At 74.5% G+C, this 26,509-nt stretch carries 22 protein-coding genes, 2 tRNA genes and 1 pseudogene; 17 read left to right on the forward strand and 8 right to left on the reverse strand.

What is annotated here, in order from left to right:
* Positions 1 to 27 precede the first annotated feature (27 nt).
* The 3 genes from ACH4E7_RS18430 (at position 28) to ACH4E7_RS18440 (ending at position 4,624) form a co-directional block, all read left to right on the forward strand.
* On the forward strand, positions 28 to 2,283 hold the full coding sequence (locus ACH4E7_RS18430) for a biotin carboxylase N-terminal domain-containing protein (protein WP_396250078.1): 2,256 nt from the start codon (positions 28 to 30) through the stop codon (positions 2,281 to 2,283).
* The gene (locus tag ACH4E7_RS18435; protein ID WP_396250079.1) at positions 2,280 to 3,266 is read left to right on the forward strand and encodes a hydroxymethylglutaryl-CoA lyase; all 987 of its coding nucleotides are present in this window, start codon (positions 2,280 to 2,282) and stop codon (positions 3,264 to 3,266) included. Before ACH4E7_RS18430 ends, ACH4E7_RS18435 begins: the two co-directional genes overlap by 4 nt.
* Before the next feature lie 167 nt (positions 3,267 to 3,433).
* Entirely contained in the window at positions 3,434 to 4,624 is a 1,191-nt protein-coding gene (locus tag ACH4E7_RS18440; protein ID WP_396250080.1) for an acyl-CoA dehydrogenase family protein, read from the forward strand.
* Positions 4,625 to 4,845: 221 nt separating this feature from the next.
* On the opposite strand, the gene ACH4E7_RS18445 is transcribed toward ACH4E7_RS18440, so the two are convergent.
* Positions 4,846 to 5,325, reverse strand: a complete 480-nt coding sequence (locus tag ACH4E7_RS18445; protein WP_396250257.1) for a universal stress protein — start codon at positions 5,323 to 5,325, stop codon at positions 4,846 to 4,848.
* A gap of 75 nt (positions 5,326 to 5,400) precedes the next feature.
* On the opposite strand from ACH4E7_RS18445, the gene ACH4E7_RS18450 reads away from it, so the two are divergent.
* The gene (locus tag ACH4E7_RS18450; protein ID WP_396250081.1) at positions 5,401 to 5,982 is read left to right on the forward strand and encodes a hypothetical protein; all 582 of its coding nucleotides are present in this window, start codon (positions 5,401 to 5,403) and stop codon (positions 5,980 to 5,982) included.
* A gap of 436 nt (positions 5,983 to 6,418) precedes the next feature.
* On the forward strand, positions 6,419 to 7,540 hold the full coding sequence (locus ACH4E7_RS18455; RefSeq protein WP_396250082.1) for an HAD-IA family hydrolase: 1,122 nt from the start codon (positions 6,419 to 6,421) through the stop codon (positions 7,538 to 7,540).
* 88 nt (positions 7,541 to 7,628) lie between these two features.
* Here ACH4E7_RS18455 and ACH4E7_RS18460 read toward each other — a convergent pair whose 3' ends face one another.
* On the reverse strand, positions 7,629 to 8,429 hold the full coding sequence (locus ACH4E7_RS18460) for a GNAT family N-acetyltransferase (RefSeq protein WP_396250083.1): 801 nt from the start codon (positions 8,427 to 8,429) through the stop codon (positions 7,629 to 7,631).
* A gap of 1,049 nt (positions 8,430 to 9,478) precedes the next feature.
* Here ACH4E7_RS18460 and ACH4E7_RS18465 point away from each other — a divergent pair.
* From ACH4E7_RS18465 to ACH4E7_RS18485, 5 genes and pseudogenes are all read left to right on the forward strand, one after another.
* Positions 9,479 to 10,457 (forward strand): annotated as a pseudogene (locus ACH4E7_RS18465) (helix-turn-helix domain-containing protein); the annotation flags it as partial.
* Positions 10,458 to 11,325: 868 nt separating this feature from the next.
* The gene (gene orn, locus ACH4E7_RS18470; protein WP_355676463.1) at positions 11,326 to 11,928 is read left to right on the forward strand and encodes an oligoribonuclease; all 603 of its coding nucleotides are present in this window, start codon (positions 11,326 to 11,328) and stop codon (positions 11,926 to 11,928) included.
* 210 nt (positions 11,929 to 12,138) lie between these two features.
* Positions 12,139 to 12,214, forward strand: a tRNA-His gene (locus tag ACH4E7_RS18475).
* Positions 12,215 to 12,346: 132 nt separating this feature from the next.
* On the forward strand, positions 12,347 to 12,793 hold the full coding sequence (locus tag ACH4E7_RS18480; RefSeq protein ID WP_392904612.1) for a DUF4442 domain-containing protein: 447 nt from the start codon (positions 12,347 to 12,349) through the stop codon (positions 12,791 to 12,793).
* A 109-nt stretch (positions 12,794 to 12,902) separates the two neighbouring features.
* Positions 12,903 to 13,751: a hypothetical protein gene (locus tag ACH4E7_RS18485; protein WP_396250084.1), complete on the forward strand. Its 849-nt coding sequence runs from the start codon at positions 12,903 to 12,905 to the stop codon at positions 13,749 to 13,751.
* Between the two features lie 49 nt (positions 13,752 to 13,800).
* Here ACH4E7_RS18485 and ACH4E7_RS18490 read toward each other — a convergent pair whose 3' ends face one another.
* The 3 genes from ACH4E7_RS18490 to ACH4E7_RS18500 form a co-directional block, all read right to left on the reverse strand.
* Positions 13,801 to 14,085: a hypothetical protein gene (locus ACH4E7_RS18490; protein ID WP_396250085.1), complete on the reverse strand. Its 285-nt coding sequence runs from the start codon at positions 14,083 to 14,085 to the stop codon at positions 13,801 to 13,803.
* Between the two features lie 104 nt (positions 14,086 to 14,189).
* Positions 14,190 to 15,095 (reverse strand): spermidine synthase, encoded by a 906-nt coding sequence (locus ACH4E7_RS18495; RefSeq protein WP_396250086.1) that lies wholly within the window; start codon positions 15,093 to 15,095, stop codon positions 14,190 to 14,192.
* A 106-nt stretch (positions 15,096 to 15,201) separates the two neighbouring features.
* Entirely contained in the window at positions 15,202 to 15,717 is a 516-nt protein-coding gene (locus ACH4E7_RS18500; protein ID WP_396250087.1) for a hypothetical protein, read from the reverse strand.
* Positions 15,718 to 15,966: 249 nt separating this feature from the next.
* Here ACH4E7_RS18500 and ACH4E7_RS18505 point away from each other — a divergent pair, with 249 nt between their 5' ends.
* Positions 15,967 to 17,580 (forward strand): tetratricopeptide repeat protein, encoded by a 1,614-nt coding sequence (locus ACH4E7_RS18505; protein WP_396250088.1) that lies wholly within the window; start codon positions 15,967 to 15,969, stop codon positions 17,578 to 17,580.
* Between the two features lie 124 nt (positions 17,581 to 17,704).
* Here ACH4E7_RS18505 and ACH4E7_RS18510 read toward each other — a convergent pair whose 3' ends face one another.
* Positions 17,705 to 18,361 carry a histidine phosphatase family protein gene (locus tag ACH4E7_RS18510; RefSeq protein WP_396250089.1) on the reverse strand — a complete coding sequence of 219 codons (657 nt, stop codon included), beginning with the start codon at positions 18,359 to 18,361 and terminating at the stop codon, positions 17,705 to 17,707.
* Positions 18,362 to 18,536: 175 nt separating this feature from the next.
* Between ACH4E7_RS18510 and ACH4E7_RS18515 the strand changes: the two genes are divergently transcribed.
* From ACH4E7_RS18515 to ACH4E7_RS18525, 3 genes are all read left to right on the forward strand, one after another.
* Entirely contained in the window at positions 18,537 to 19,745 is a 1,209-nt protein-coding gene (locus tag ACH4E7_RS18515; protein ID WP_396250090.1) for a hypothetical protein, read from the forward strand.
* A gap of 124 nt (positions 19,746 to 19,869) precedes the next feature.
* Complete coding sequence (locus tag ACH4E7_RS18520) at positions 19,870 to 21,471, forward strand: hypothetical protein (RefSeq protein ID WP_396250091.1); 1,602 nt, start codon at positions 19,870 to 19,872, stop codon at positions 21,469 to 21,471.
* A complete protein-coding gene (locus tag ACH4E7_RS18525) occupies positions 21,471 to 22,832 on the forward strand; it encodes an AAA family ATPase (protein ID WP_396250092.1) in 1,362 nt (453 codons plus the stop codon). The genes ACH4E7_RS18520 and ACH4E7_RS18525 overlap by 1 nt, the downstream gene beginning before the upstream one ends.
* A 7-nt stretch (positions 22,833 to 22,839) precedes the next feature.
* Here the strand turns inward: ACH4E7_RS18525 and ACH4E7_RS18530 are convergent, their stop codons facing one another.
* The gene (locus ACH4E7_RS18530) at positions 22,840 to 23,142 is read right to left on the reverse strand and encodes a hypothetical protein (RefSeq protein WP_396250093.1); all 303 of its coding nucleotides are present in this window, start codon (positions 23,140 to 23,142) and stop codon (positions 22,840 to 22,842) included.
* Between the two features lie 240 nt (positions 23,143 to 23,382).
* Between ACH4E7_RS18530 and ACH4E7_RS18535 the strand changes: the two genes are divergently transcribed.
* The 3 genes from ACH4E7_RS18535 to ACH4E7_RS18545 all read left to right on the forward strand — a co-directional run bounded on the left by ACH4E7_RS18535 (position 23,383) and on the right by ACH4E7_RS18545 (position 24,554).
* Positions 23,383 to 23,739, forward strand: a complete 357-nt coding sequence (locus ACH4E7_RS18535) for a hypothetical protein (protein WP_396250094.1) — start codon at positions 23,383 to 23,385, stop codon at positions 23,737 to 23,739.
* Positions 23,740 to 23,794: 55 nt separating this feature from the next.
* A complete protein-coding gene (locus ACH4E7_RS18540; protein ID WP_396250258.1) occupies positions 23,795 to 24,412 on the forward strand; it encodes a bifunctional DNA primase/polymerase in 618 nt (205 codons plus the stop codon).
* A 68-nt stretch (positions 24,413 to 24,480) separates the two neighbouring features.
* Positions 24,481 to 24,554, forward strand: a tRNA-Lys gene (locus tag ACH4E7_RS18545).
* 116 nt (positions 24,555 to 24,670) lie between these two features.
* Here the strand turns inward: ACH4E7_RS18545 and pgi are convergent.
* Positions 24,671 to 26,332 carry a glucose-6-phosphate isomerase gene (gene pgi, locus ACH4E7_RS18550; protein ID WP_396250095.1) on the reverse strand — a complete coding sequence of 554 codons (1,662 nt, stop codon included), beginning with the start codon at positions 26,330 to 26,332 and terminating at the stop codon, positions 24,671 to 24,673.
* Between the last annotated feature and the right edge of the window lie 177 nt (positions 26,333 to 26,509).

A 26,509-nucleotide genomic window follows, 5' to 3' on the forward strand; every position in this document is an offset into this window, starting at 1 on the left:
TCCCCTCGACCCGGAGGAACGCCTCCCATGTTCGACACAGTTCTGGTCGCCAACCGCGGCGAGATCGCCCTGCGGGTGATCCGCACCCTGCGGCGGCTCGGTGTCCGCTCGGTCGCCGTCTTCAGCGACGCGGACGCCGACGCCCCGCACGTCCGCGAGGCCGACGTCGCGGTCCGCCTCGGCCCGGCCGACCGCAGCGACAGCTCGGCCGCCGAGACCTACCTGCGGACCGACCAGATCCTCACCGCCGCCCGCCGCACTGGCGCCCAGGCCGTCCACCCCGGCTACGGCTTCCTCGCGGAGAACCCCGGCTTCGCCCGTGCCTGCGCCGACGCGGGCCTCGTCTTCATCGGCCCGCCTCCCGGCGCGGTCGAGCTGATGGGCGACAAGATCAACGCCAAGGAGGCTGTGCGCACCGCCGGCGTCCCGGTGGTCCCCGGCAGCCAGGCCACCGCGCCCACCGACGAGGAGCTCGTCGCCGCCGCCGACGAGATCGGCTACCCCGTGCTGCTCAAGCCGTCCGCCGGTGGCGGCGGCAAGGGCATGCGCCTGGTGCGGGACCGCGCCGACCTGCCCACCGAGATCGCCGCCGCCCGCCGCGTCGCCCGCACCGCCTTCGGCGACGACACCCTGCTGCTGGAGCGCTGGGTCGACCGGCCGCGCCACATCGAGGTGCAGGTGCTGGCCGACGCCCACGGCACCACCGTCCACCTCGGCGAGCGCGAGTGCAGTCTGCAGCGCCGCCACCAGAAGCTGATCGAAGAGGCTCCCTCCGTTCTCCTCAATGCCGAGACCCGCGCCGCGATGGGCGCCGCGGCCGTCCGCGCCGCGGAGTCCTGCGGCTACACCGGGGCCGGCACCGTGGAGTTCATCGTCCCCGGCATCGACCCGGACGCCCCCGCCTCCGCCGCCGAGGGGGTACGGGACTTCTTCTTCATGGAGATGAACACCCGTCTCCAGGTGGAACACCCCGTCACCGAACTCGCCGTCGCCGTCGGCCCGGACTCAGCCCGGCTCGACCTGGTCGAGTGGCAGCTGCGCGTCGCCGCCGGCGAACCGCTCGCCTTCGCCCAGTCCGACATCTCCTTCCTGGGCCACGCCATCGAGGCCCGCATCTGCGCCGAGGACCCGGAACGCGACTTCCTGCCCACCGGCGGCCGCATCCTCACCCTGGACGAGCCCCGGGGCGAGGGCATCCGCGTCGACTCCGGGGTCACCCCCGGAACTGTCGTGACCAGCGCCTACGACCCCATGCTCGCCAAGGTCATCGCGTACGGGCCCGACCGCCCGACCGCGCTGCGCCGGCTCCGCGCCGCGCTGGCCGACACCCGCATCCTGGGTGTCACCACCAACACCGGCTTCCTGCGCCGACTGCTCGCCCACCCGGAGGTCGTCGCCGGCCGACTGGACACCGGCCTGGTGGAACAGACGGCCCAGCAGCAGCCAGCCCTGCTCACCGCGCCGTACTCCCCGTCGAACGCTGCCGCCCCGGCCGGAGCCGCTGGCTCCGCCCACCCCGCGGACGAAGCCGACACCGCGGCCGCCGAGCCGCCGTCACCCGCCCACCTCCTCTATTACGCGGCCGCGCTGGCACGGCACCTGGAACTGATCCCGACCGCCGACCCCGGCGGCTGGACCGACCCGTTCTCCCTTCTCTCCGGCTGGCGCCTGGGCGGCACCCCCGCCTGGACCACCCACCGACTCCGTACCCCCGGCCAGGACCCGGTGTCGGTGCGCATCCGTTCGATCACTGCGGGCAACGTAACCGACCCCACTGACAATTCCGCCGGGCTCACCCGCGAGGTGGAGCTGCGGCTCGACGCCGGGCCCGTCCACCGCGCCCGTGCGACCCTGGCCGGCGACCGGCTGCACCTGACCGTCGACGGCCTGCAGACCGCCTTCGCGCTGGCCACCGACACCACCCCCGGTCTGGCGGCCGGCCCGGTGACCTGGCTCGGCGTCGAGGGCGACGCCTGGCCGCTGCACGCCTACGACCCGGTCATCGAGAGCGCCGCCGGGGCCGCCGCCCACCACGGCGCCCTGACCGCCCCGATGCCCGGCACCGTCACCGTCGTGAAGACCACGGCGGGCGAGACCGTCCGCAAGGGCCAGCCCCTGCTCGTGCTGGAGGCCATGAAGATGGAACACGTGATCGCCGCCCCGCACGACGGCGTGGTGGCCGAGCTGCGGGCCGCCGCCGGCGCCACCGTCGCGATGGAGGACCTGCTGGTCGTGGTCACCCCGGCCGAGGAGGCCGCCGAGCCCGCGGAGGTGCGGTCATGACCGACGCCACCCACGACCCCGACGCCCTCGACCTGGGCCTGCCCGACCCGGTCCGCGCCCCCGGCCTGCCCGAGGAGGTCCGGATCCACGAGGTCGGCCCGCGCGACGGCCTGCAGAACGAGGGCTCGCTGGTGCCCGTCGAGGTCAAGGCGGAGTTCATCGCCCGGCTCGCGGCCGCCGGGCTGCGGACCGTCGAGGCCACCAGCTTCGTTCACCCGAAATGGGTACCCCAGCTCGCCGACGCCGAGGAGCTGATGCCCCGGCTCGCCGACCTGCCGGAGCGTCACCCCGGCCTGCAGCTGCCGGTGCTGGTTCCCAACGAGCGCGGCCTCGACCGCGCGCTCGCCCACCACGCCACCGACATCGCGGTGTTCGCCAGCGCCACCGAGACCTTCGCCCGGCGCAACCTCAACCGCTCGGCGGACGAGGCCATGGAGATGTTCCGTCCGGTCGTGACCCGGGCCGCCGAGGCCGGGGTCACGGTCCGCGGCTACCTCTCGATGTGCTTCGGCGACCCCTGGGAGGGGCCCGTCCCGGTCGACCAGGTGGTCCGGTACGGCGTGCAGCTGCTGGAGATGGGCTGCGCGGAGCTGAGCCTCGGCGACACCATCGGCGTGGCCACCCCCGGCCAGGTCGGTGCCCTGCTGACCGGCTTCGCGAAGGCCGGTGTACCGGCCGACCGGCTCGCCGTGCACTTCCACGACACCTACGGCCAGGCGCTCAGCAACACCCTGGCGGCGCTTCGCGAGGGCGTCACCACGGTGGACGCCTCGGCGGGCGGCCTGGGTGGCTGCCCGTACGCGAAGAGCGCCACCGGCAACCTCGCCACCGAGGACCTGGTGTGGATGCTGCACGGGCTCGGCATCCGGACCGGCGTCGACCTGCGCGCGCTGGTGGCGACCAGCGGCTGGATGGCCGAGCGCCTCGGCCGCCCGAGCCCGTCCCGCACCGTCCAGGCGCTGCTCGGCGCCGACCGGGGCTGACCCCGCCCCGACCCGACCCCCCGGCGCCGGCCGCCCGTTCGGTCCGGCCGGCGCCCCACGCACCGCGTTCATCCCTCAATCACACCGTGCGACCGTCACACCGCCTGACGGACGCCGGTCATCCCGTTCACGCCGCGGCCACCCCGGCCGGGCACCAGGAGGATCAGATGCTCGACCACCGGCTCAGCAGCGAGTACGAGGAACTGCGGCGCACCGTCGCCGAGTTCGCCCAGGACGTGGTGGCGCCGAAGATCGGCGAGTTCTACGAGCGGGAGGAGTTCCCGTACGAGATCGTCCGGGAGATGGGGCGGATGGGGCTGTTCGGCCTGCCCTTCCCGGAGGAGTACGGCGGCATGGGCGGCGACTACTTCGCGCTCGGCCTCGCGCTGGAGGAGCTCGCCCGTGTCGACTCCTCGGTGGCGATCACCCTGGAGGCCGCCGTCTCACTCGGCGCGATGCCGATCTACCGGTTCGGCACCGAGGAGCAGAAGCGCGAGTGGCTGCCCCGACTGACCTCGGGCGAACTCCTCGGAGCCTTCGGCCTCACCGAGCCGGAGGGCGGTTCGGACGCCGGCGCCACCCGCACCACCGCGCGCTACGACGAGACCACCGACGAGTGGGTCATCAACGGCACGAAGTGCTTCATCACCAACTCCGGCACCGACATCACCGGACTGGTCACCGTCACCGCGCTCACCGAACCGATCGCTCGTTCGAGTGAAGAGGGCGAATTCCGCTCGTCTGTACGGGAGATCTCCTCCATCATCGTGCCCACCGGGACCCCCGGGTTCCAGGTCTCGAAGAAGTACTCGAAGGTCGGGTGGAACGCATCCGACACCCGCGAATTGTCCTTTACCGACTGCCGCGTTCCCGCGGCCAACCTGCTGGGCGAGCGTGGCCGAGGCTACGCCCAGTTCCTGCGGATCCTCGACGAGGGCCGCATCGCGATCGCGGCCCTGGCCACCGGCCTGGCCCAGGGGTGCGTCGACGAGTCCGTGAAGTACGCCGGCGAGCGCCGGGCCTTCGGCCGGCCGATCGGCGCCAACCAGGCCATCCAGTTCAAGCTTGCCGACATGGAGCTGCGCGCCCACACCTCCCGCCTGGCCTGGCGGGACGCCGCCTCCCGGCTGCTGCACGGCGAACCGTTCAAGAAGGAAGCCGCGATCGCGAAGTTGTACTCGTCCGAGGCCGCCGTCGACAACGCCCGCGAGGCGACCCAGATCCACGGCGGGTACGGCTTCATGAACGAATTCCCGGTCGCCCGCTTCTGGCGCGACTGCAAGATTCTCGAGATCGGGGAGGGCACGTCTGAGGTTCAGCGCATGCTCATCGCCCGGGAGCTCGGCGTCACGTCGTGACGATCACTTCCTGATGGTCACCTCCTGAGCCGAGTCCACCGGGTCAACCCACCGCTCCGCAAAGCGTGTTGAGGAGCGGCCGGGGGTGGAGGAGGCATCAGGAGGAGGCATCAGGGGATATCGGAGCAACAGGGTGCCCGGGCGGACGTCCGCGGGGACTCCCAGGGCCCGTAGGGACTCGCCAGGGGATCCGCAGCGGTCTCACGGGCCCTCGGAAGTCCTCAAGGGATCACGATCACCGGGCGGTTGGCCCGCCGCGCCAGCCGACCGGAGACCGAGCCGAAGAGCTTGCCGAGCAGGCCGTGCGTCGTGCCGACGACGATCGCGTCGGCGGCGTACTCGCGGCCGACCTCCTCGATCTCGTGACAGATGTCGCCGCCCCGCTCGATCAGGATCCACGGCACCCCGGCGAGGAAGTCCGCGCAGGCGAGTTCCAGGCCGAGGACCTCGGTCCGATGGTCGGGTAGGTCGACGAAGACCGGCGGTTCACAGCCCGCCCAGACCGTGGCCGGCAGGCGGTTGGCGACGTGCACGATCACCAGGCCGCACTGCGACCGGCGGGCCATGCCGACCGCGTAGGCGAGAGCTCGCTCGCTCGACAGCGAGCCGTCGAAGCCGACCACCACGCCGTGCTGGAACACCGGGTCGAGGGAGTGCCCGGGCGCTTCCTGAGCCGAGGGCTCGGCGTGCCCGCCGAGGATGCCGGGCGCCGTCTCCGGATGCTCGGCGCCCGGGCCGGTGCGGCCCGTCACCGGGGGCTCCGCAGGACCGGGCGGGTGCTCGCCACGCCGCTGGCGCGGCCCTGGACGGTCGCGGCGGGCGAGGCCGCCACGGCGGGTGAGGCTGCGCAGAGCGCGTGCGAGGCCCCGGGGTTCACCCCGCCCAGGGATCGCGCCTGCGGGCCCGGCCGCCTCGCCGGGCGCATCGGTCCGCTCACAGTCCGGCTCGCCGGTCGACGGGTGGCCATCGGGCTCGGCGTACTCGGCGCACTCGGCGCACTCGGCACGCTCGACGTGCGGGTCGGCAGGCCCGACGGCGCGGCCGTCGACGCCGTCATCGGCGCGGCGGTCATCGGCACGCCCGTCGTCGGCACACCCCCCATCGACACGGCCGCCGTCGGCGTGGTCTTCGGCGTGCTCGCCCAGGAGCCCTTCGGCGCGCTCGTCACGGTGCCCGTCGACCGGGTCGAGGTTCGTGCGGGCGCCGTCTCCCCCGGGCCCTGCGCCCGCACTGCAGGACGCGTCCGGTTCGACCGGTCGGGAAGGCTCAAAAACAGCCATGGCTCACGGCTCTTCAGGGGAGAGGGGCCGACAGGAGAGGACAACGCTGCCCGGGCAGCAGGCCCGCCCACGGCATGACGTCGGTCTACGCCGAGCAGCACCGTATGTGACCTGTTCCTTTCAGAGTACGACGGGCACGGGGCCCAGCCCAGCGGCGAAGCCCCGGAGCGATGTTGTTCCCGCGAAAGGGGGATGCGCACGCCGAAACAGTGCGCCCTGCCCGCAGGCGATCGCGCCCCCTCCGGAAAGGAGGTTCCCTGGAGCTTGACTGAGCGGACCGGAAGGCGCAACAGGCCCACCGGACACCGTGACCGGACTGTCATGGATTGGCGACGATCCGTTGCGGGACGTCGCGAACCGTTACGCCCCGCGAGTCCCGCCGGGCCCCACCAGCCCGTCCGAACGCCATCCGTCCATCACGCGCCCAGGCCCGTTTCAGCCACTTCGTACTGCTTCGCGACGCGCTCTGGCATTTGCCAAGTGCATAGGCGCGGGCGCTGGCACCATGCTCGGCATGCCCCTGCTCCTGTTCGACCTCGACAACACGCTGCTGCCCCGGGACGCCGCCTTCCGGGCCTGGGCGCAGGACTTCCTGTCCGAACACCACCTACCGCCCGGCGACCTCGACTGGTTCGTCACCCTCGACGGCGGCGGCTACGTGCCGCGCAGCACCGTACTGTCCGCCGTCCGGCGCCGCTACGGGCTGGACGCCTCCGTCGAGTTCCTGCTCGCGCACTTCCGACGTGGCATCAACTCGCACATCCGCTGTCCGTCCCGGCACATCGAGGCGCTGCGGGCGGCACGGGCGGCCGGGTGGACACTCGGGATCGTCTCCAACGGGGGCACCACGCCTCAGTTGGAGAAGATCCGGCGGACCGGACTGGGGTCGATGGTCGACGGTTGGGTGATCTCGGAGGAGGCCGACTGCGTCAAGCCGGATCCGCTGATCTTCGAGATCGCCGCCCAGCGCTGCGGCGTCCGACCGACCGGGGACTGGGCGGCGCACACCTGGATGGTCGGGGACCACGCGCCCGCCGACATCGCCGGCGCCGAACTGGCCGGGCTGCGCAGCGTCTGGCTGCACCACGGCCGGCCGTGGGCGGAGAGCGGCTACCGACCGACGTTGAAGGCCGCCGGGTTGCCGGAGGCCGTCGGGTTGGTGCTGGCCGCGCGCAACGCGCCCTCCGCCCGGCCGGGCGTCCGCGCGGGCCAGCCGGTGCGTCGGCAGCCCGCCGGGCCCCCCGACAGGGTCCCGGTGCGCGCGACGGCGCCGCTCGGCGCGCGGTCCGGCGCACGCCCGACGGGGACCGCCCCGGAGGGCCCCCGTGCGCCCGTCGCCCTGAACGCCGGGGTGAAGGCCGGGGCGGTCGGCGCCTCGGGCTTCGGAGCGGGGGTCGATGTCCGAAACCGATCAGGCGAATTTGCTGTGATCGCCGACGGTCGCCAGGGCGCGGAAGTGCGCACGGAACCGGTCATCGGGGCGGGCGCCGGGGCGGAGCCGGGCGCGTACGGCGGTCGGCCCGTTGCGCTGGCGCGCCCAACGCCCCTCCGTGCGACGGTCGATGACACCGCACCCGCCCGGACCGTCTTCGCTTCGGCGCCGGTCACGATCACGGCCACGGCGGCCGCCCAGTAGCACCGGGGCCGGGTCCGGCCGCTTCGAAGACCCCGCTCGGAATCGGACACACAGCGCCGCTGCGCGCCCCACGCCCCGACGCCGCCGTTCAGCCGCCCGCCGAGGTTCGGGTCCACCAGCAGGTGGGGGCCAGCCCGGTGAACCCGAGGGCGCGGTAGAGCGGTTCGCCGAGCGAGGTGGCGACCAGGGTGGCCGGGCGGTCCGGGTGCGCGTGGGCCAGGGCGGTCTGCAGCACGGCGCGGGCCACCCCCTGACCGCGCTGGTCGGGCAGAGTGGCGACCCAGTACACCCCGGTGGCCCGGCCGTCGTCGTAGGTGAGGCAGGCGCCCGCCGGGGCGCCGTCGACCCGGCCGATCCAGCCCCGGCAGTCGGGTTGGCGCAGCAGCTGCTCCGGGAGCGCGTCGCCACGGGTCCAGGGCTGACGGGCGGGCAGCGGGAAGCCGTCCACGACGGTCCGCTCGACCTGGGCGAAGGAGTCGCCGTCCAGCGCCTCATCCACCGTCAGGGAGCCGCCACCGCGCGCCCGGGAAGCGGCGGGCAGCTCGGCCGTCACGCCGTCGACCGGGCCGGGCTCACGCGCCATCACCGGCATGACCGGCATCCGGGTGGCCCCGAAGCGGGAGAGGTCGAGCCCACCGTACGGGTCCTCCAGGGTGAAGCGGATGGTCTCCCACTCATTCAGGAGCCCCGCCAACTCCTCTTCCACGAGGCCCGGTTCGGCGTAGTGGCGGGTGACCAGGAAGCGCTGCGAGTCGCCCGGGGTGCGGGCGCAGCGGACCGCCGTCAGCCCCGGTCGGACCCGGAACTGCCAGCCGTGCGCGCGGGCTTGGGCGAGCCAGAAGGCGGCGGCGTTGTCGTTGGCCTGTTCGAGCCGGCTGTCAGTGTTCACGGCAGGACCGTAGTCCGGCGACCCCTGCCCCGGTCGAGCCGCACCGGCACTGGCCGGATGAAGCCTGGGAGGCGCACGACCCGTGCCCGTGCGCCCTCACGTGCACTGCCTATTTTCGGTCAATTTCTCGCTGCTCCGTCCCCCTTGGGCAAATCCGCAGCCCAGACCCGCCGGCCGGGCGCCCGGAAGCCGGACACCCCAGGAGCAGTCCCGCGACAACCAGCCACCGTTGCCCCGGCCCTCTTCCCAGAAGGGTCGACGGGTGCCACGCTTCGTGATCGAATGCATCACGCCAAATTGCCATGTCGACATAGCGTCGGATGGTGAACTTGTCACAACGGCAATGGTCCACCCGATAGATTTCGATCTTGGCTAGCAGTGCCGCACCACCCACACCACACCACCGAGGGGGCTTGAGCGCCTTGAGCAGGGTGAGCAGGAGCGACGCGGGTCCTGACAGCGGCCAGGCGCTGGCCGGCACCGCGGGTCGGTCCGCGAGAAGCACCGGCACCTCCGCGACCGCCGCCACCCCCCGTACCTCCGGCACCCCGAGCACCTCGGGCCCGGCCTCGCACTCCTCCTATCCCGCGGCGCCGGCCTCCACCGGCTCCGTCCCGGCCGAGCACAGTGGTCCGGCGTACGGCGGTCAGGCATACGGCGGTCCGGCGTACGGCAGTCCGGCGTACGGCGGCCAGGCGTACGGCAGTCCAGCCCACGGCGCCCAGGCCCACAGCGGCCAGACGTCGTACGGGGCGCAGCCGCCCCAGGGCGGGCACCCGAACTACGGCGGACAGCCCGTCATTCGAGGCCCCGTCAACCCCGGCCAGACCTACGGCAACCCCGCCCAGCCCTTCACCGGCGAGTACTCCGGCTACAACGGCCACCCGGCCTACCCCGCCGGCGGCGCGGCCCCGGGCCCGAACGGTGCGGGCGGCCCGCTCGGCGGCCTCGCCCTGGGCACCGCCCCCGGCCACGGCCCGCTGGGCCACGGCGGTCCGGGCGCCAACGGCTCCCCGGCGACCCCGTCGCCGGCCGGCGCCCCGCGCAAGCTGTCCGGCCGACGCCGCCGGGAGACCGTCGCGGTGCTGATCTTCGGCGGCGCCCCGATCTTCGAGAGCTCCATCCCGCTCTCGGTCTTCGGCGTGGACCGCCAGGACGCCGGGGTCCCCCGCTACCGACTGCTGGTCTGCGCCGGGGAGGAGGGCCCGCTGGCCACCACCGGCGGCCTGACCCTCTCCGCGCCGTACGGCCTGGAGGCCCTCGCCCGGGCCGGCACGATCGTCGTCCCGGCCTGGCGCTCGATCTCCCAGCCCCCGCCGGTCGAAGCGATCACCGCCCTGCGCAAGGCGCACCACGAGGGCGCGCGGATCATCGGCTTGTGCACCGGCGCCTTCGTGCTCGCCGCCGCCGGACTGCTGGACGGCCGCCCGGCGACCACCCACTGGATGTACGCGCCGACCCTGGCCAAGCGCTACCCCCGGGTGCACGTCGACCCGCGCGAGCTCTTCGTGGACGACGGCGACGTGCTCACCTCGGCCGGTACCGCCGCCGGGATCGACCTGTGCCTGCACGTGGTGCGCAGCGACCACGGCACCGAGGCGGCCAACGCGCTGGCCCGCAGGCTGGTGGTGCCCAGCCGTCGCGGTGGCGGCGGACAGGCCCAGTACATCGATCAGTCTTTACCGGAGGAGATCGGCAACGACCCGCTGGCCGAGGTGGTCACCTGGGCGCTGGAGAACCTCAACCAGCAGTTCGACGTCGAGGTGCTGGCGGCCCGCGCGTACATGAGCCGCCGCACCTTCGACCGCCGGTTCCGCACGCTCACCGGCAGTGCGCCGCTGCAGTGGCTGATCACCCAGCGGGTGCTCCAGGCGCAGCGGCTGTTGGAGACCTCGGAGCTGTCGGTGGACGACGTCGCGCGCCGGTGCGGGTTCCGTTCGCCGGTGGCGCTGCGCGGGCACTTCCGCCGCCAGCTCGGGGTCTCGCCGGCCGCGTACCGGACCAGCTACCGGGCCCGTCGGCCCGGGCAGCCGTCGAGTGCCCCGGCCGGGGCGCACGGCGGCGACCTGCGACTGCCCGGCGCACTGTCCCACGCGGCACCCGCCTCGGCGGCGGGCGGGGCACTGTTCGGCGCGGCGGGGCACGGCGGGCAACCGGCCCACCCGTTCCCGGCCGGACCGGGGACGCAGGTTCCGGTCGGCCAGGCGGGCCCGCACGGTCAGCCGGTCGGTCCCGGGCAGCCGGTGCCGCACGGTCACGCCGGTCCGTACGGTCCGGGGCAGGTCGGGACGCCGGCCGCCCAGGGCTTCCACGCCCGCGCGGGTCAGCCGTACACGCACCAGCAGGCCGCGCAGCAGCCGCACCCCGGGCAGCAGGGTGTGGCGCGCGGTCCGGTGCGGCCTCCGCTGGTGCCGCCGCAGGCCGGGCCGGGTGCGGGGCGTCCGCCGCGCACCGCCGAGCACGCGGCGGCCGAGGACGGCCTCCCCCAGCCGGGGGCACGCGGCCAGGGCCAGGGGCACCGCAGCGCGGTCGAACGGCCCGCGGACGTGCCGGGCGCGGCCGGGCGTGCGCACGGTGCGCCGGGCGGCCGGGTGCCGACCACCGCCGCCGGGCAGCCGGCGGCCGGGGCGGGCGAGCTCCGCGGCCGGCAGGCCCGGGCGCCGCAGGTCCGCGCCCAAGGCGGTCGGGCCGCGGCGTCGGACGGCGGACGGGCGGCGCGCGAGGCCCGTCCCGGGCGGGACGGCCACGCGGTCCGCACCGGCCGGGAGGGCGAGCACCCGGACGGCCGCGGCCCGCACGACGGGCCGGAGGAGCACCGGACCGAGGACCTCGCTCCGGCACCCCGCCCGGCTCCACCGGTGCCCGCGGCGCGTGATCGCGCCGTAGGGTGAGTTGCGTGAATGACCGTTTGGTATGGATCGACTGTGAAATGACCGGCCTCGACCTCGACCGGGACGCCCTGGTCGAGGTCGCGGTGCTGGTGACGGACTCCGAGCTGAACATCCTCGGCGAGGGCGTGGACGTCATCATCCGCCCGCCGGCGGAGGCGCTGGCGAACATGCCGGAGGTGGTGCGCGAGATGCACACCGCCTCCGGCCTGCTCGACGAGCTGGAGCAGGGCATGACCCTGGCCGAGGCCGAGGAGCGCGTGCTCGCGTACGTGCGCCAGCACGTGCCGGAGGCCGGGAAGACGCCGTTGTGCGGCAACTCGGTGGCCACCGACCGCGGCTTCCTGGCCCGGGACATGCCGGCCCTGGAGAAGCACCTGCACTACCGGATCGTGGACGTCTCCTCGATCAAGGAGCTGGCCCGCCGCTGGTACCCGAAGGCGTACTACAACAGCCCGCAGAAGGGCGGGAACCACCGGGCGCTCGCCGACATCCGGGAGAGCATCGACGAACTGCGGTACTACCGCGAGGCGGTGTTCGTCCCGCAGCCCGGCCCGGACGCGGACACCGCGCGCGCCATCGCCGGGAAGTACCAGGCCTCGGCCGGCTGACCCGGCTGACCCGGCGAACGCGGGCCCCCTCCGCAGCGACCCCACCCCGGCGCGACCACCGCGGAGGGGGCCGTGCGGGCGGCCCCCGGAGGGTCGGGGAGGGTGCCCGCGTTCGCCGGAGCGAAACCCTGGCGCGAGCACCCTCTCGGATCCTGTAGAGTTCTTCCTGTCGGAACGGGAACGCGAGAGCGGGAACGGACCGGACAGATGGTGGGTGTAGCTCAGTTGGTAGAGCACCTGGTTGTGGTCCAGGTGGTCGCGGGTTCGAGTCCCGTCACTCACCCCAGAGCCTGAGGGGCCGATCTCTTCAAGAGATCGGCCCCTCAGGCGTTTTCGCGTTGCCTCAGTTCTGCGTGACGGTCCGGCTTTTCCGGTCGGCCCCTGCCGCGAGAAGCTACCGGCTAGTAACATCGTCGCCATGACCACTCCTTCGATCGGCCAGATGCTCGACGCCACCGTGCCGATGGCGCACACCCTGAAGCTCGAGTACCTGGAGACCACCCCGGAGCGCGCCGTGCTCCGACTGCCCGACCAGCCCGCGTACCACAACCACGTCGGCGGCCCGCACGCCGGCGCCATGTTCACGCTCGCCGAGTCCGCCAGCGGCTGCATCGTGCTCGCCGCCTTCGGGGATCAGCTGTCCCGGGCCGTGCCGCTCGCCGTGAACGCCGAGATCGCCTACAAGAAGCTCGCCATGGGCGACGTCACCGCCACCGCCGTGCTCGGCCGCCCGGCCGCCGAGGTCGTGGCCGAACTGGACGCCGGCGGCCGCCCCGAGTTCCCGGTCACCGTCGAGATCACCCGCGCCGACGGCGCCGTCACCGGCGTGATGACGGTCACTTGGACCCTGCGCCCCAACTCCTGACCGCCGCGCGGTCGGTGGCCCCGGGCGGAGCGTCCCGGGGCCACCTGCGCGATGACTGTCCGTAACGGCTGGCGTGACCTCGCCGCCCGTCCGCTCGTTCTCAACTCACGTGCGAGCCAATCACGCGACCAAGCCCCAGGAACCCGCCCTCCGCGGCGTCGCCGGAGCGTGGCGGGCGATCGCCCGGTGGCTGCCCCACCCCCGCGCCGTCGCCGCCGGCGGGGCACTGCTCGCACAGCTCTGGGGCGTCGGAGCGCCCGGCGCGTACGCGGCCTCCGCCGAGGCGCTGCCCGGGCAGGCCCAGCCCGCCGCCCGCCGGGCCCTGCACGGCGGCACCGTGATCGACGGGCAGTCAGCCGCCCACCCCGAGGAACCCGGGCACCCGGCGACCGCGGAGCCCGGCCGCTCCCCCGGGCTGGTCGGGGGACTGACCGACGGAGCACCGGTCGACCAGGCCACCGGCGCGGTCGGCGGCGTCCTCCGGGAGCGCATCCGGGCCGGCGGGCTCCCCCTCCCCGGCCAACGCGCCGCCGTCCCCGACGCCTTCGCCCTCGCCTCCGGTTTGCTCGGCGCCGTCCAGGCCCAGGCCCGCCCGGCCGGGACCCGCACCGCCCGCGAGGGCGAGGCCGCCGAGCCGGCCACCCTGCCGCGGCCGGTGGCCGCCCGGCCCCGCTCCGAGGCGGCCGAGGCTCCGGTGGTGCGGGAGGCCACCGCCTTCGAGGGGCAGTCCGCAGTGGAACCCGTCGGTGCGACGGGGGTTACGGAGGCGGCCGCGGATCCCGCCGTATCGACGGACGGCGGGACGCCCCAGGCGCTCGACCTCGCCGACACGGCGCCCGTGACGGCCGTGGACGACGGCTCCGCGACGGCGACCGCGGTGCTCGCCCCCATCGCCGCCGGACTGCTGCTCACCGGCGCGGCCATGTACAAGCACCGCGGACTGCCACGCGGGCACTGAACGGCCCGGACCGGCACTGGCTAGGCTCCGGGGGCCAGCTCCACTTCCATCAGGGGGAGTTCACGCCCGGGGACCGAGCCGGACGGCGTGCTGCCGATGCGGGTGGCACCCATCGCCAGGTAGAAGGGCTCAGCACGGCGAACCCCAGCACCCGGCCACCGTCCTCGGCCACCACCGTCGAAGCCGACGCCCACCCGATCGCGGCGGCGTCCAGGGTCAGTTCGTCCCGGCAGGCGGCCATGAACGCCTCGTCGTAGCCCCAGTGCGCCTTGGCCCGCACGGCGATGCCGGTGAGCAGCTCGGCCTCGGCCGGGCGGGCGGGTCGGATGCGCACGGTGTCCCCTCGGGTCGACGGCCGGGCGGCGGTGGCCATTATCCGGCGCAACTCGGTCGTCTGCCAACGGTTTTGCGGTCGACGGGGACCGCCCGGCACGCCCGTCAGCGGAAGACGCCCGGCGGCGGGGCCGGGGAGGGCGCGGCGGTGGCGTCCGTGGCGGGGACGGCTCCGGCGGTGAAGTCGCCGAGGGAGCGGCCGTGTTCGACCCGGCCGTGGGAGGAGTCGGAGGCGACGCGGCGGGTGAGGTCGGGAATGGGGAGGGGAGTGTGGGCGGCGGCGAGGACGAGGTTGCCGAAACGCTTGCCGCGCAGGACGGCGGGGTCGGCGACCAGGCAGAGTTCGGGGAAGACCGCGGCGAGGGTGGCGACCTGGGAGCGGGCGAAGGGGAGGGCGGCGCCGTCGGCGATGTTGGCGGTGTACCAGCCGCCGGGGGCGAGGGCGCGGGCGGCGAGGGCGGCGAACTCGACGGTGGTGCAGTGGGCCGGGGTGCGGGCGCCGGAGAACACGTCGGTGATGACCAGGTCGACGCTAGCCTCGGGGGTGCGTTCCAGCACGCTGCGGGCGTCCGCGCCGCGCACCTTGATCTGCCAGCCGCGCTCCAACGGGAGTTCGGCGCGGACGAGTTCGGTGAGCTCGGTGTCGATCTCGGCGACCTGCTGGCGGGAGCGCGGCCGGGTGGCGGCCACGTAGCGGGCCAGGGTGAGGGCGCCGCCGCCCAGGTGGAGGACGGTCAGCGGGCGGCCGGGCGGGGCGGCCAGGTCGATCAGGTGACCGAGCCGGCGCTGGTACTCGAAGCCGAGGTGGGTGGGGTCGGCGAGGTCGACCAGGGACTGCGGGGCGCCGTCGATCAGCAGCGTCCAGACGGCGGGGCGGTCGCGGTCTGGGCGCAGTTCGGCCAGGCCGGAGCCGACGGGGCGGGTGAGCGGGCCCTGGGCGTGGGTGCGGCCGCCCGGCCCGGTGGTGGCCGCCGGCTCCGGGTTGCGCGCGGCTCTGCTGCTTCGTCCCATGGCCGCCATTATCGCCGCCGGGAGGGAACACCCACAGGTCAGGGGCGTGCCGTGGGGATCCGGCCGGTGGCTGAAGGGGCCCGGCGGAATCCTCGCGGCACGCCCACTAGAACGGGCCGAGGCCGCCTGCGGTGAGCGTGCAGGCGGCCTCGCAGAGGGCGGAGCGGAGCACCCAGGCGTCGGTGGGGCGGGTCTTGCGACCGGTGCCGGAGGGCGGGATCACCCAGCGCGGGTCGGTGGCGCCGGGCACCAGGGCGCCGGCCGTACAGGAGCTACCGGGCAGGTGCCAGGTCTCCCAGGTGCCGGCCGGGACGAGGAAGGAGACGGTGCTGCCGTTGCGGCTCTGCAGGACGGCCCCGCAGGCACGGCGCAGCCGCAGGATGTCGACGGCCTCCAGGCCGTGCCGCAGGGCGACGGTCACGGTGTCGCAGCTGGTCAGCAGGGTGCCCTCCTCGGGGACGGCGGCGTCCCGGCGCAGGCCGCCGCAGGAGCCGCGACCGCCGCCCACCGCGCCCCGGCCGGGGAATCGGTCGTCGGCGGGGTCGGGGAGCAGGGCCGGGGCGGCGCCGGCGAGCACACTCCCGGCGACGGGTCGGTACTGCGGCAGTCCGGCGGCCATCATGGGCCCTCCTGTACCTCGTCGGATCGGAAGCGCAGTCGCCCGAGGCGGGGAGGGGCCGGGGGACGGCCTGGGCTTCCGCGTATCAGGACAACGCGGCAGTGGCACCCGAGGCCACGGGGCGCATTACAGCAAGGCATGGCATTTCATGGCGGATATCCCGCAACAACGCCCGGTTTGCACCGGATTGACGATATATATATACCGCAAACCGACTGTGGCCACCCGGTGACTCCGAGTACTCTCGGCGCCATGGCAGCCACCCCACCGGCCGAGCCGAACCGACCGTCCCCCAACACCGTGATGCGCGCGCTGCGCGGCGACCGCTCACCCGGCGAGTTCGCCACGGCCGTCCGCCGGGCCGCCCGCGAGATCGGCGAGCACGTGTCCTGCGACGCCCGCTACGTCGGACGGGTCGAGTCCGGTGAGATCCGCTGCCCCAACTACGCCTACGAGCGCGTCTTCCGGCACATGTGGCCGGACCGCACGCTCACCGACCTCGGCTTCGCCCCCCGCATCGCCGTCCGCCGCCGCTCGGCGGACGGCGCCGACGGGGCGGCCGGGGTGCCCCCGCTCCATCCACCGTTCCCGCCCCTGCCCGCCCCGCGCTCACCACTCTCCACCCAACTCCCGTACGCTGCCTCGCCGTACGCGGATCCAGCCGCTCCGGACGGGCCCCCGTGGCCGAGGGCCGGCGCGGTGCCCAGGGGGCCCGATGGATCGCCCTATCTCGACGAGGAGAACGACGACGTGCGTCGCCGTACGTTCCTGGCCGGCGGCTCGACCGCGCTGGCCACCGTGATCGGCATCGACCGGCCGGCCGCGGCCGGTCCCGCCACCGGTGCCGGCTTCCGCCCGCCCGCCAGCCGAGGTACCGTCCCCGGTGCGGAGTTCACCGCACCCTCGCTGCTCGGCCTGGACCCGGTGGTACCCGGCCGCCCCGGACCGGTGCCGCCGTTGCGCAAGGTCGGCGCCGCCGAGGTGCTCGGCGTCGAACAGGCCGTCCGGGAGATCAGACTGGCCGACGACGCGCACGGCGCCGACGCCCTCTACGACCTCGCCGGGCAGTCACTGCGCACCGCCTACCTGCTGCTCAACGAGGGCGAGTACAGCGCCGAGACGGAGCGCCGACTGCAGGCCGGAGCCGGTGAACTGGCCATCTCAGTAGGCTGGTTGGCGCACGACTCGAACCGGCTCGCGGACGCCCGCTCGTTCTACGCCGAGGCGCTCGCCACCGCCCGGATGGCCGGGGACTCCGCGCTGGAGGCGCACGTCTTCTGCAACAGCGCCTTCCTCGCCCGGGACGCCGGGCGCCCACGCGAGGCACTGCGTGCCGCGCAGGCCGGGCAGTCCGCCGCCCGGCTGCTGGACTCCGCCCGGCTGCTCGCCCTGTTGGCCATGCGCGAGGCCGGCGCCTGGGCCGTACTGCGGGACCGTTCCTCCTGCGAACGCGCGATCGGCCGGGCGTACATCCTGTTCGATCGGGGGCCCTCCGAGGCCGACCCGGAGTGGATGTCCTTCTTCGGCGAGGCGGAGATCGCCGGTCTGCAGTCGCAGTGCTGGTCCGCGCTCGGAGACTGGGACCGGGCCAGCGAGCAGGCCGCGCTGGCCATAGCGCTGCAGGAGCCGCACTTCGTCCGCAACCGGGTGCTGTACACCGCCGAACTGGCCCACGACCGGCTCGGCCGGGGGGACTTGGCGGGGGCGGCGCACCACGGCTCGGCCGCCGTCGCGCTGTTCGGCGAGGTCCGCTCGGCCCGGATCCGCAGCATGCTGGCGGACACCGCCGAACAGCTGCGCCGGCACGCCTCGGTGCCCGAGGTCCGCCGCTTCCTGGCCGGGTACGACCAGGCCGCGGCGGCCTGAACGGTCGAGGTCCGAGCGGTCGAGGTCCGAGCGGGCGCAGGCCCGGACGGGCAAAGGCCCGAGCGGTCGCAGGCCCGGACGGGCAAAGGCCCGAGCGGCCCCCCGAAGGCCGTCGACCGCGGGCTCAGTGGCCCGAGTTCAGCCCCTCCAGGTGGGACAGGTCGTTCCAGACCTCCACCGCCGGGGCGCCGTACTCCCAGGACAGCACGCACAGCGCCGCCGTACCGAGCTTGAACCGCTGGGCGAACTCGGGCGGCAGGCCCAGCCAGCGGGCGGTCAGGATGCGCAGCACGTGACCGTGCGCGAACAGGACGACGTCCCGGTCGGCGCAGTGCATGACGGTGGTGTCCGGCTCCGGGACGCCGTGCTCCGCGTTCAGGCCGGCGAGGAAGGCGTCCACCCGGGCGGCCACCTCGGAGAGCTTCTCGCCACCGGGCACCCCGTCGCGCCAGATCAGCCAGCCGGGGTGGTCGGTGGCCCGGATGTCGGCGCCGGTGCGGCCCTCGTACTGGCCGTAGTCCCACTCCATCAGCTCGGGGCGTTCCACCGCGCGGTCGCCGAAGCCGGCCAGTTCGCAGGTCTCCTTGGCCCGACCGAGCGGGCTGGTGTAGACGAGCGCGTCCGGCAGCCCGCTCCAGGGCGCCTTGGCGAGCCGGGCGCCGAGCGCCCGGGCCATCGCGCGGCCCTCCTCGGTCAGCGGGATGTCGGTGCGGCCGGTGTGGCGGCCGGTGGCCGACCACTCGGTCTCGCCGTGGCGGACCAGCACGATTCGGGCGGGCATGGTGGGCTCCTCGCAACGGGGCGGTCAACGGTCGGTCTCACCCTTGAGCACCGGGCTCCATGATCCCCCACCCGGGCCGCGGCCACGATCGCGGGCTTCGATACCCGGCGGTTCCGGCCGGAACGGGCCGGTCCGCACCGCATTGTCGGACCCGGATGCGACACTGGGCCGCACCATGAACGCCTCGACGAACGTCCCGCTCAGCGGGTCCGCTGAGCCGCTCGCCCAGCGGCTCGCCGAGCTGCGCGGACCGGCCCAGCAGCGCAGTCTGAACGCCCGCGCCCTCGCCGCGCTCGCCGCCAATCCGGGCTGTCACCGCCGCGCCGTGCTGGACGCGGCCGGAGTGGACAAATCGGCACTGGCCGCCCGGCTCGGCCGCCCCGCCCCCTTCGGCCAGTCCCCGTTCGCGATCGCCCGCGGCGTGATCTTCGAGTCCCGGCTGAAGGCGGACGACCACTCCGCGCTGCTGGAACCGCTCCGCGCCCACCTCGGCGTCCCGGCCGACGACCGCACCCCGCTGCTGGTGCCCGACCTGCTGCACCGTTCCGGCCCGGCCGTCCGCGCCGACCGGACGGCCGAGGCGCTGGCCCGGGCCGCCGCCGAGCCGGAGGCCTGGACACTGCTGGACCACCCGATGCTGCGCCTGGAGGTGGCCGGCAGCACCGCCTACCTGGAGCCGGACGCGCTGGTGGTGCACGGCGGGCGGTGCACGGTGGTCGAGATCAAGTCCTTCCCGGTGCTGGACGGCAGCGCGGACCCGGCCAAGGTCGGCGCCGCCGCCCGCCAGGCCGCGGTGTACGTGCTGGCGCTCCAGCGGACCGCCGCCGCGGCCGCCGGGCAGACGCTCGCCGAGGACCCGTACACCGAGCAGCGGCTGCCGGGCAGCCCCCGCACCAGCGTGCTGCTGGTCTGCCCGAAGGACTTCGGCAACCGGCCGACCGCGGTCGCCGTCGACGTCCGCCGCGAGCTGGCCACCACCCGCCGCCAGCTGAGCCGGATGACCGGCATCGGCCGGCTGCTGGACACCCTGCCGCCGGGCACCGACTTCGACCTGGCCGCCGACCAGGACGGCGCCCCGGCCCGGACCTCCGAGCAGCTGACCGCCGCGGTCGAGGCGGTGCCCGCCGCGTACAGCCCGGACTGCCTCTCCACCTGCGAGCTCGGCTTCCACTGCCGCGCCCGGTCCCGCTGCGGCGACCGGGTCGAGCAGCTCGGCCGGGGCGTGCGCGGCGAGCTGGGCGGCATCCGTACGGTCACCGAGGCGCTGGCCGCCGCATCCGGCGCGGACAACGGCGCCGGGGACGGCGACGGCGCGGACGACGCGGCCGAGCGCCTGGCCTACGCGGCCGCCCTGCGCGCGGAAGCGCTGGGAGTGGGCGCATGAGCGAGCGATGGGGGTACCCCCGGCCGGAGGCTGGGGGAGAACGAATCACCGAAAGGTGCGCGTGGGCGAATGCCCCCGAGCGGTGGGGGTGCCCCCGGCCGGAGGCTGGGGGAGAGGCGGGCGCATGACTCTCCTCACCACCCTCGCCCGGCTGGAGGCCGTCCGCAGCGGGCACGCCGAACCGCTGGCCACCGTCCGGCACCGGCACCTGTCCGAGCGCCCGATGGTGCTGATCCCGCTGACCGCCGCCGGTGAGTCCGGCGCGCCGCTGGCCGTGATGCTCGGCACCGACCGGGCCGCGCCCCGGCTGCACCTGGTGCCGCAGCCGCTCAACCGCACCCTGCGGTTCGACTTCCTGGCCGAGCTGGCCGCCGACCTGCTGCCCTACCTGGAGTCCTTCGCCGACGACGTCGAGCAGATCGAGGGCTCTGAGAAGGACCCGGAGACCGGCGAGAAGACCCAGGTGTTCCGCGAGCTGTGCGCCGACGCGCCGCAGCTGATCGTGCCCAACAGCGCGGGCGTGCACCACCTGGCGCTGATCGGCCGCTCCACCCGGTTCCGCCGCACCGTGGAGGACGCCGAGCCCGGCCCCTACCCGGCGCCGATGCGGGTGCCGCTGCTCGGCCGCTGGCTGACCCACCTCACCGACCGAGCCCAGGTGCCCGGTTCCAGCCTGCTGCTGCCGATGACCGGCCTGCTCGCCCGGCACTGGGCCACCGGCCAGAGCCACCTGGAGGACCAGCACCTGGCCGCCCGGCTGGCCTGGCACAACCCGCCTGCGGGCCTGACCGGCGCGCAGGCGGCCGAGCTGGCCGAGACCGGCCGGGACGAGCAGGGCCTGCTGCTGCACCCGCCGGCCGGCCCGACCACCGACCCGCGCTTCGACGAGTTCCTGCTCGCCCCGGCGATCGCCCGCTACGACGCCGCCGTCAACGCCCTGCAGCACAGCACCGAGCAGCAGGACGAGGCCGCCGTCGGGCGCGCCCGGGCGGCCGTCCGCTCGGCGGTCGACCAGCTGACGGAGGTGCTGTCGGCCGTCCTGCTGCCCACCTGGCGGGACGTCTGGCAGGGCCTGGACCTGCTGCGCGCCCTGCCGCCGGCCGGGCACCTGGAGGAGCGCTGGACCGGCGACCGCTGGTCCTACACCGGTCACCGGGACCGCCTCGCGGCCGGCGAGCCCCCGCAGCCCCGGCAGGACGACGCCGTCACCGCCGCCCGCAAGCTCGCCCAGCGCGAGCGCGAGCAGGCCCGCCTCGACGTCCAGGAGGCGCTGGACGACCCGCTGGCGATGGCCGAACACCGACTGTCCGGCGAGGCGTTCAGCGGGGTGGTGACCGAGGTGGTGCCGGACTGGGACACCACCGGCCGCTCCCCCAAGCCCCGCCCGCTGCTCACCCTGCGCACCGCCGACCGCCCGCACGCCGACCTCGGCCGGGAGGTTCACCGGGTGCACGGCCCGTCCGCGCAGAAGGCCGAGATCGTCGCGGTCGATCCCATCGAGGGCACCATCACCCTGCGGGTGCTGTCCGGCATGGGCCGCAAGAAGGAGCCCGAACCGGGCAGCCTGCCCGAGCCCGGTGAGCCGGTCACCTTCACCCTGTTCGAGTTGACGGTCCGCCAGTCCGCGCCGCTACCCGAGCCGGACGACACCCCGTGGACCCACGGCGGCCCGCCCGGCACCGCGCCCGCAACCGCCCCGTCCGCTGCCGCCGAGGAGTGGGAGTAATGGCCGAATCGGCCCCCGAGCAGTCCCCGGGCGCGGCCGCCGACGCCGCCGTGGCCCGGATCCTGACGGCCACCGTCCGCCCGTCGGCCGGCGCCCCGCGCGGCGTGGTGGTGGACTCCCCGCCCGGCGCCGGGAAGTCCACCCTGGTGGTGCGGGCCGCCCGCGAGCTGGTGGAGGCCGGCGAACGGCTGATGATCGTCGCCCAGACCAACGGGCAGGTGGACGACCTGGTCGGCCGACTGGCCGAGAAGGCGCCGGAGTTGACGATCGGCCGGCTGCACGCGGCGGACTCCCGGCCCGGCCCGGAGGTGCTCAGGCACGCCAATGTCACGCCCTCCGACAAGGTCGCCGACCTGGTCGAGCAGGACGTGGTGATCTCCACCTCCGCCAAGTGGCAGTGGGTCCGGGCCGAGGCGCCGTGGCGGCACGCGATCGTCGACGAGGCCTACCAGATGCGCTCGGACGCCCTGCTCGCGGTGGCCCGGCTGTTCGAGCGGGCGCTGTTCGTCGGCGACCCGGGCCAACTGGACCCGTTCACCGTGGTCGGCACCGAGCAGTGGGCGGGCCTGTCGTACGACCCGTCCAGCAGCGCCGTGGTCACCATGCTGGCCCACAACCCGCAGATCGAGCCGCACCGGCTGCCGGTCTCCTGGCGGCTGCCCGCCAGCGCGGCGCCGCTGATCTCGCGGGCGTTCTACCCATACACGCCGTTCCGCTCCGGTACCGGCCCGGACGACCGCCTGCTGACCGCAGCCGTCCGCCCCGACGGTTCGGCACTGGACGCCGTGATCGACCGGGCCGCCGAGCACGGCTGGGCGCTGCTGGAACTGCCCGCCCGGCACACCGTACGGACCGACCCGCAGGCGGTGGCGGCCGTCGCGGCCACCGTCCGTCGGCTGCTGGAGCGCGGGCTGACCGCCCACTCCGAGCAGGGTGGATCCCCGCTCACCGCGGACCGGATCGCCGTCGGCACCGCGCACCGGGACCAGGCGGCGGCCGTCCGGGCCGCCCTGCTCAAGGCGGGCGTCCCGGTGGACGGCGCGGCCGGTCCGGCCGTCACCGTGGACACCGCCAACCGGCTGCAGGGCCGGGAGTACGACGTCACGGTGGTGCTGCACCCGCTCTCCGGACGCCCGGACGCGACCGCCTTCCACCTGGAGACCGGCCGGCTGTGCGTGCTCGCCTCCCGGCACCGGCACGCCTGCATCGTGGTGGCCCGGGCCGGGATCGCCGAGCTGCTGGACGAACACCCCGCCACCGAGCCAGTCCAGTTGGGCGTCCCGGTGACCTTCCCAGACGGCTGGGAGGCCAACCACCAGGTCCTCCAGCACCTCAGCGGCCACCGGGTCCACATGCGCTAGGTAGGGCTCAGTCCTCGGTCTCGCACACCGCGAAGGCCACCACGGAGCCGCGCTCCGCCCGGGCGCTCCAGCCGGTCGCGTCGGCGGTCGGGCCGCTGGCGCGCACCGGCCCGTCCGCGTCGGGCTGGAGCCGGTAGCCGCCGCCGGTCAGGTGGGTGCCGGCCGGGCAGGTCGCGGTCGAGACGCCGCCCGGGGCGCTCGGCGGGCCGGTGACCACCTTCGCCGTCTCCGCCGCGAAGGCGGGTGCGGCCGGGGCCAGGACGGCGGCGGCCAGCAGGACGCCGGTGGACAGGGTCTTCGGTGCGCGCATGGGGTACTCCCGGTTCGACGGTGACTGGTTCCCGTACACCCGGAACAACCGGTTCGCACCCGATCCGGATGCGCGGCACCCGAGGCACGCCCCCGGCGCGCGCCGGGGAATAGCGCCTGCACGCGCACCGTTCCGTTACCGGCCGCCGCCGCGAGACAATGGACGACGGCCACAACCGGGCGGTGCGGCCCGGAGCAGCCCGCCCGCCCTCCCTCACCGAGACCCCGGAGGTGTCCGTCCATGCCCGACTCCCCCGCCGAGGCGCCTGAGCCCACCCGGCGCCTGCGCCCCTCGCAGCTGCTGTTCGAGCCGCAGTCCGCCGAGCCGGAGCCGGAACGATTCTTCGACCTGGAGTCCATCGACGACCCGGCGGAGCTGCTGCGCCGCTCCACCGAACTGGCCCTGGCCTTCCGGGCGGCCGCCGAGCGGGCCACCGACTTCCAGGCGGTCGCCGCTGCTCAGCTGGCGGACCCGCGCCGGTTCGACGCGCTGTCGAACACCGAGATCGCCGAGCAGGCGGACTGGACCCCCGACTATGCCGCCAAGATGATCGAGTACGGCCGCGGTCTGCTCCAGCCGCGCCGCCACGAGGACTGATCGGCCGGCCCCTGGCATATGCCAGAAGCGGAAGGGTACGCCGTGCCCCGCCGCCCTGTCCGGCGAACAGCGCTTTCCACCACACCGGGGGCGCGCACCGCGCAGGCTGCTGGGCGTGGACATCTGGACCTTGCAGTCGGTGGAGTACGTCACCGTGGCCGGAGAGGCCTGGCTCGCCTCCGCCAGCGAATATCCGCGCAGCATGCGCGCCCTCTGGGAGTCCCGCCCGTGGGCGCCGTCGGTGCTGCCCTGCGGCCGGGCCTTCGACGTGATCAGCATGCCGGCGCTGTTCGGCCGCCGGGTGCTGGACGAGCTCTGGGCCTCCGGCCCGGGCTGCGGACCGGTCGCGAGCTACCGGGGGCGCACCCTCCTGTTCGTCCAGCCCGGCGCGGCACCCCGGCTGCGCCGGCTGCTGGCCTGGGAGGAGTGGGCCCGGGACGTGCCGCCGCTGCTGTGCCACGGCAGGGGCGACGCGGTGACCGTGCCGCCGATCCAGCGGATGGTGCACGGCCCAGACTCCCCCGGTCGGGGATCCGGCCGCTGGATCGTCGCCCCGGAGGAGCGGGAGCCCTGGCTGCCCGGCGCCTCGGTGGTGCTCTGGGCCTGCGTCCGGGCGGCGCGCGAGCCCGGCACGCCCGTCCCGGCGGAGCCTTCCGTCGTGACCGGAGGGTGAACGGAGGGCGACCGGTATTCGATTTTGGCTCGGACGCGGGCCGCTGCTAGAGTCTTCTCTGTCAGCAGGCGCCGCTAGCTCAGTTGGTTAGAGCAGCTGACTCTTAATCAGCGGGTCCGGGGTTCGAGTCCCTGGCGGCGCACAGACAGCCGAGAGGCCCCTTGCGAAAGCAAGGGGCCTCTCGGCGTTTCCCGGTGCAGGCGCTGCCCGTACCGAAGCAGCCGGGCCGCCCGCCGGAGCGGACGGCCCGGGCGGGGCTCAGCGGCCGCGCAGCATGCGGTAGCGGGCGACCAGCGCCGCGGTGGAGCTGTCCAGCTGCTCGCCGCCCTCGCCGGTGAGGAGCACCGGCTCGATCCGCCTGGCGAGCACCTTGCCCAGCTCGACGCCCCACTGGTCGAAGGAATCGATGTTCCAGATCGCGCCCTGGACGAACACCTTGTGCTCGTACAGCGCGACCAGCTGGCCGAGCACGGACGGGGTCAGCTCTCCGGCCAGGATGGTGGTGGTCGGGTGGTTGCCCTTGAAGGTCTTGTGCGGGACCAGCTCGGCCGGCACGCCCTCGGCGGCGACCTCCTCCGGGGTCTTGCCGAAGGCCAGCGCCTGGGTCTGGGCGAAGAAGTTGGCCAGCAGCAGGTCGTGCTGGGCGACCAGGCCCGGCAGCAGGTCGGCGACCGGCCGGGCGAAGCCGATGAAGTCGGCCGGGATCACCTTGGTGCCCTGGTGGAGCAGCTGGTAGTAGGCGTGCTGGCCGTTGGTGCCGGGGGTGCCCCAGACCACCGGGCCGGTCTGCCAGTTGACCGGGGTGCCGTCGCGGGTCACCGACTTGCCGTTGGACTCCATGTCCAGCTGCTGCAGGTAGGCGGTGAACTTGGACAGGTAGTGCGAGTACGGCAGCACCGCGTGCGCCTGGGCGTCGAAGAACGCGCCGTACCAGACCCCGAGCAGGCCGAGCAGCAGCGGGACGTTCTGCTCCGCCGGGGCGGTGCGGAAGTGCTCGTCGACCAGGTGGAAGCCGTCCAGCATCTCGCGGAAGGCGTCCGGGCCGATGGCGATCATCAGCGAGAGGCCGATCGCCGAGTCGTAGGAGTAGCGGCCGCCGACCCAGTCCCAGAACTCGAACATGTTGTCGGTGTCAATGCCGAAGTCCTGCACGCCCTGGGTGTTGGTGGACAGCGCGACGAAGTGCTTGGCCACCGCCTCGGTGCCGGCGCCCAGGCCGGTGAGCAGCCAGTCGCGGGCGGAGACGGCGTTGGTGATGGTCTCGATGGTGGTGAAGGTCTTCGAGGCCACGATGAACAGCGTCTCGGCCGGGTCGAGGTCGCGGACCGCCTCGTGCAGGTCGGCGCCGTCCACGTTGGAGACGAAGCGGACGTCCAGGTCGCGCTTGGTGAACGAGCGGAGCACCTCGTAGGCCATCGCCGGGCCGAGGTCGGAGCCGCCGATGCCGATGTTGACGACGGTGCGGATCGGCTTGCCGGTGTGGCCCTTCCACTCGCCGCTGCGGACCCGGTCGGCGAAGCCGGCCATCTTGTCCAGGACGGCGTGCACGCCGGGGACGACGTTGACGCCGTCGACGTCGACGACCGCGTCCCGCGGGGCGCGCAGCGCGGTGTGCAGGACGGCGCGCTGCTCGGTGTTGTTGATCTTCTCGCCGCGGAACATGGCGTCCCGCAGCTCGGCGACGCCGGTGGCGGCGGCGAGTTCGCGCAGCAGCTCCAGCGTCTCGTCGGTGACCAGGTGCTTGGCGTAGTCCACGTGCAGGTCGCCGACCTGCAGGGTGTAGCGGCTGCCGCGCTCCGGGTCGGCGGCGAACAGCTCGCGCAGGTGGGTCTCGCCCAGCTCGTCCCGGTGCTTGGCCAGCGCGGCCCACTGCGGGGTGCGGTCGAGCGGGGTGCGGGCGTCGGCGCGGGTCTCCGACATCGGTGGGTCCTCGATTCATCTGGGTGCAGAAACCGGCAGGGCCAGGCGTGAGGCCAGGCGGTGAGGGTCTGTGCGAGGTCGTGCGGGTACTGGTGGTGCGCCGACTCCGTTGACGGCCTGCCCGGGTTCAGCCTATGCAACCCCGGAGGCGGTCGCGCACATTCCGCCTGGCGCGCG

Source organism: Kitasatospora sp. NPDC018058, from assembly GCF_044327205.1.
Taxonomy (GTDB): Bacteria; Actinomycetota; Actinomycetes; order Streptomycetales; family Streptomycetaceae; genus Kitasatospora.

Bases quoted from the DNA above. Each gene is read 5' to 3' on its own strand.
- ACH4E7_RS18510 (WP_396250089.1), bottom strand. From the start codon at position 18,361: ATGCCCGCCCGAATCGTGCTGGTCCGCCACGGCGAGACCGAGTGGTCG.
- ACH4E7_RS18495 (WP_396250086.1), bottom strand. From the start codon at position 15,095: ATGGGACGAAGCAGCAGAGCCGCGCGCAACCCGGAGCCGGCGGCCACC.
- ACH4E7_RS18435 (WP_396250079.1), top strand. From the start codon at position 2,280: ATGACCGACGCCACCCACGACCCCGACGCCCTCGACCTGGGCCTGCCC.
- ACH4E7_RS18455 (WP_396250082.1), top strand. From the start codon at position 6,419: ATGCCCCTGCTCCTGTTCGACCTCGACAACACGCTGCTGCCCCGGGAC.
- ACH4E7_RS18530 (WP_396250093.1), bottom strand. From the start codon at position 23,142: ATGCGCGCACCGAAGACCCTGTCCACCGGCGTCCTGCTGGCCGCCGCC.
- ACH4E7_RS18515 (WP_396250090.1), top strand. From the start codon at position 18,537: ATGAACGCCTCGACGAACGTCCCGCTCAGCGGGTCCGCTGAGCCGCTC.
- ACH4E7_RS18480 (WP_392904612.1), top strand. From the start codon at position 12,347: ATGACCACTCCTTCGATCGGCCAGATGCTCGACGCCACCGTGCCGATG.
- ACH4E7_RS18535 (WP_396250094.1), top strand. From the start codon at position 23,383: ATGCCCGACTCCCCCGCCGAGGCGCCTGAGCCCACCCGGCGCCTGCGC.
- ACH4E7_RS18430 (WP_396250078.1), top strand. From the start codon at position 28: ATGTTCGACACAGTTCTGGTCGCCAACCGCGGCGAGATCGCCCTGCGG.
- ACH4E7_RS18440 (WP_396250080.1), top strand. From the start codon at position 3,434: ATGCTCGACCACCGGCTCAGCAGCGAGTACGAGGAACTGCGGCGCACC.
- pgi (WP_396250095.1), bottom strand. From the start codon at position 26,332: ATGTCGGAGACCCGCGCCGACGCCCGCACCCCGCTCGACCGCACCCCG.
- ACH4E7_RS18525 (WP_396250092.1), top strand. From the start codon at position 21,471: ATGGCCGAATCGGCCCCCGAGCAGTCCCCGGGCGCGGCCGCCGACGCC.
- ACH4E7_RS18500 (WP_396250087.1), bottom strand. From the start codon at position 15,717: ATGATGGCCGCCGGACTGCCGCAGTACCGACCCGTCGCCGGGAGTGTG.
- ACH4E7_RS18520 (WP_396250091.1), top strand. From the start codon at position 19,870: ATGACTCTCCTCACCACCCTCGCCCGGCTGGAGGCCGTCCGCAGCGGG.
- ACH4E7_RS18505 (WP_396250088.1), top strand. From the start codon at position 15,967: ATGGCAGCCACCCCACCGGCCGAGCCGAACCGACCGTCCCCCAACACC.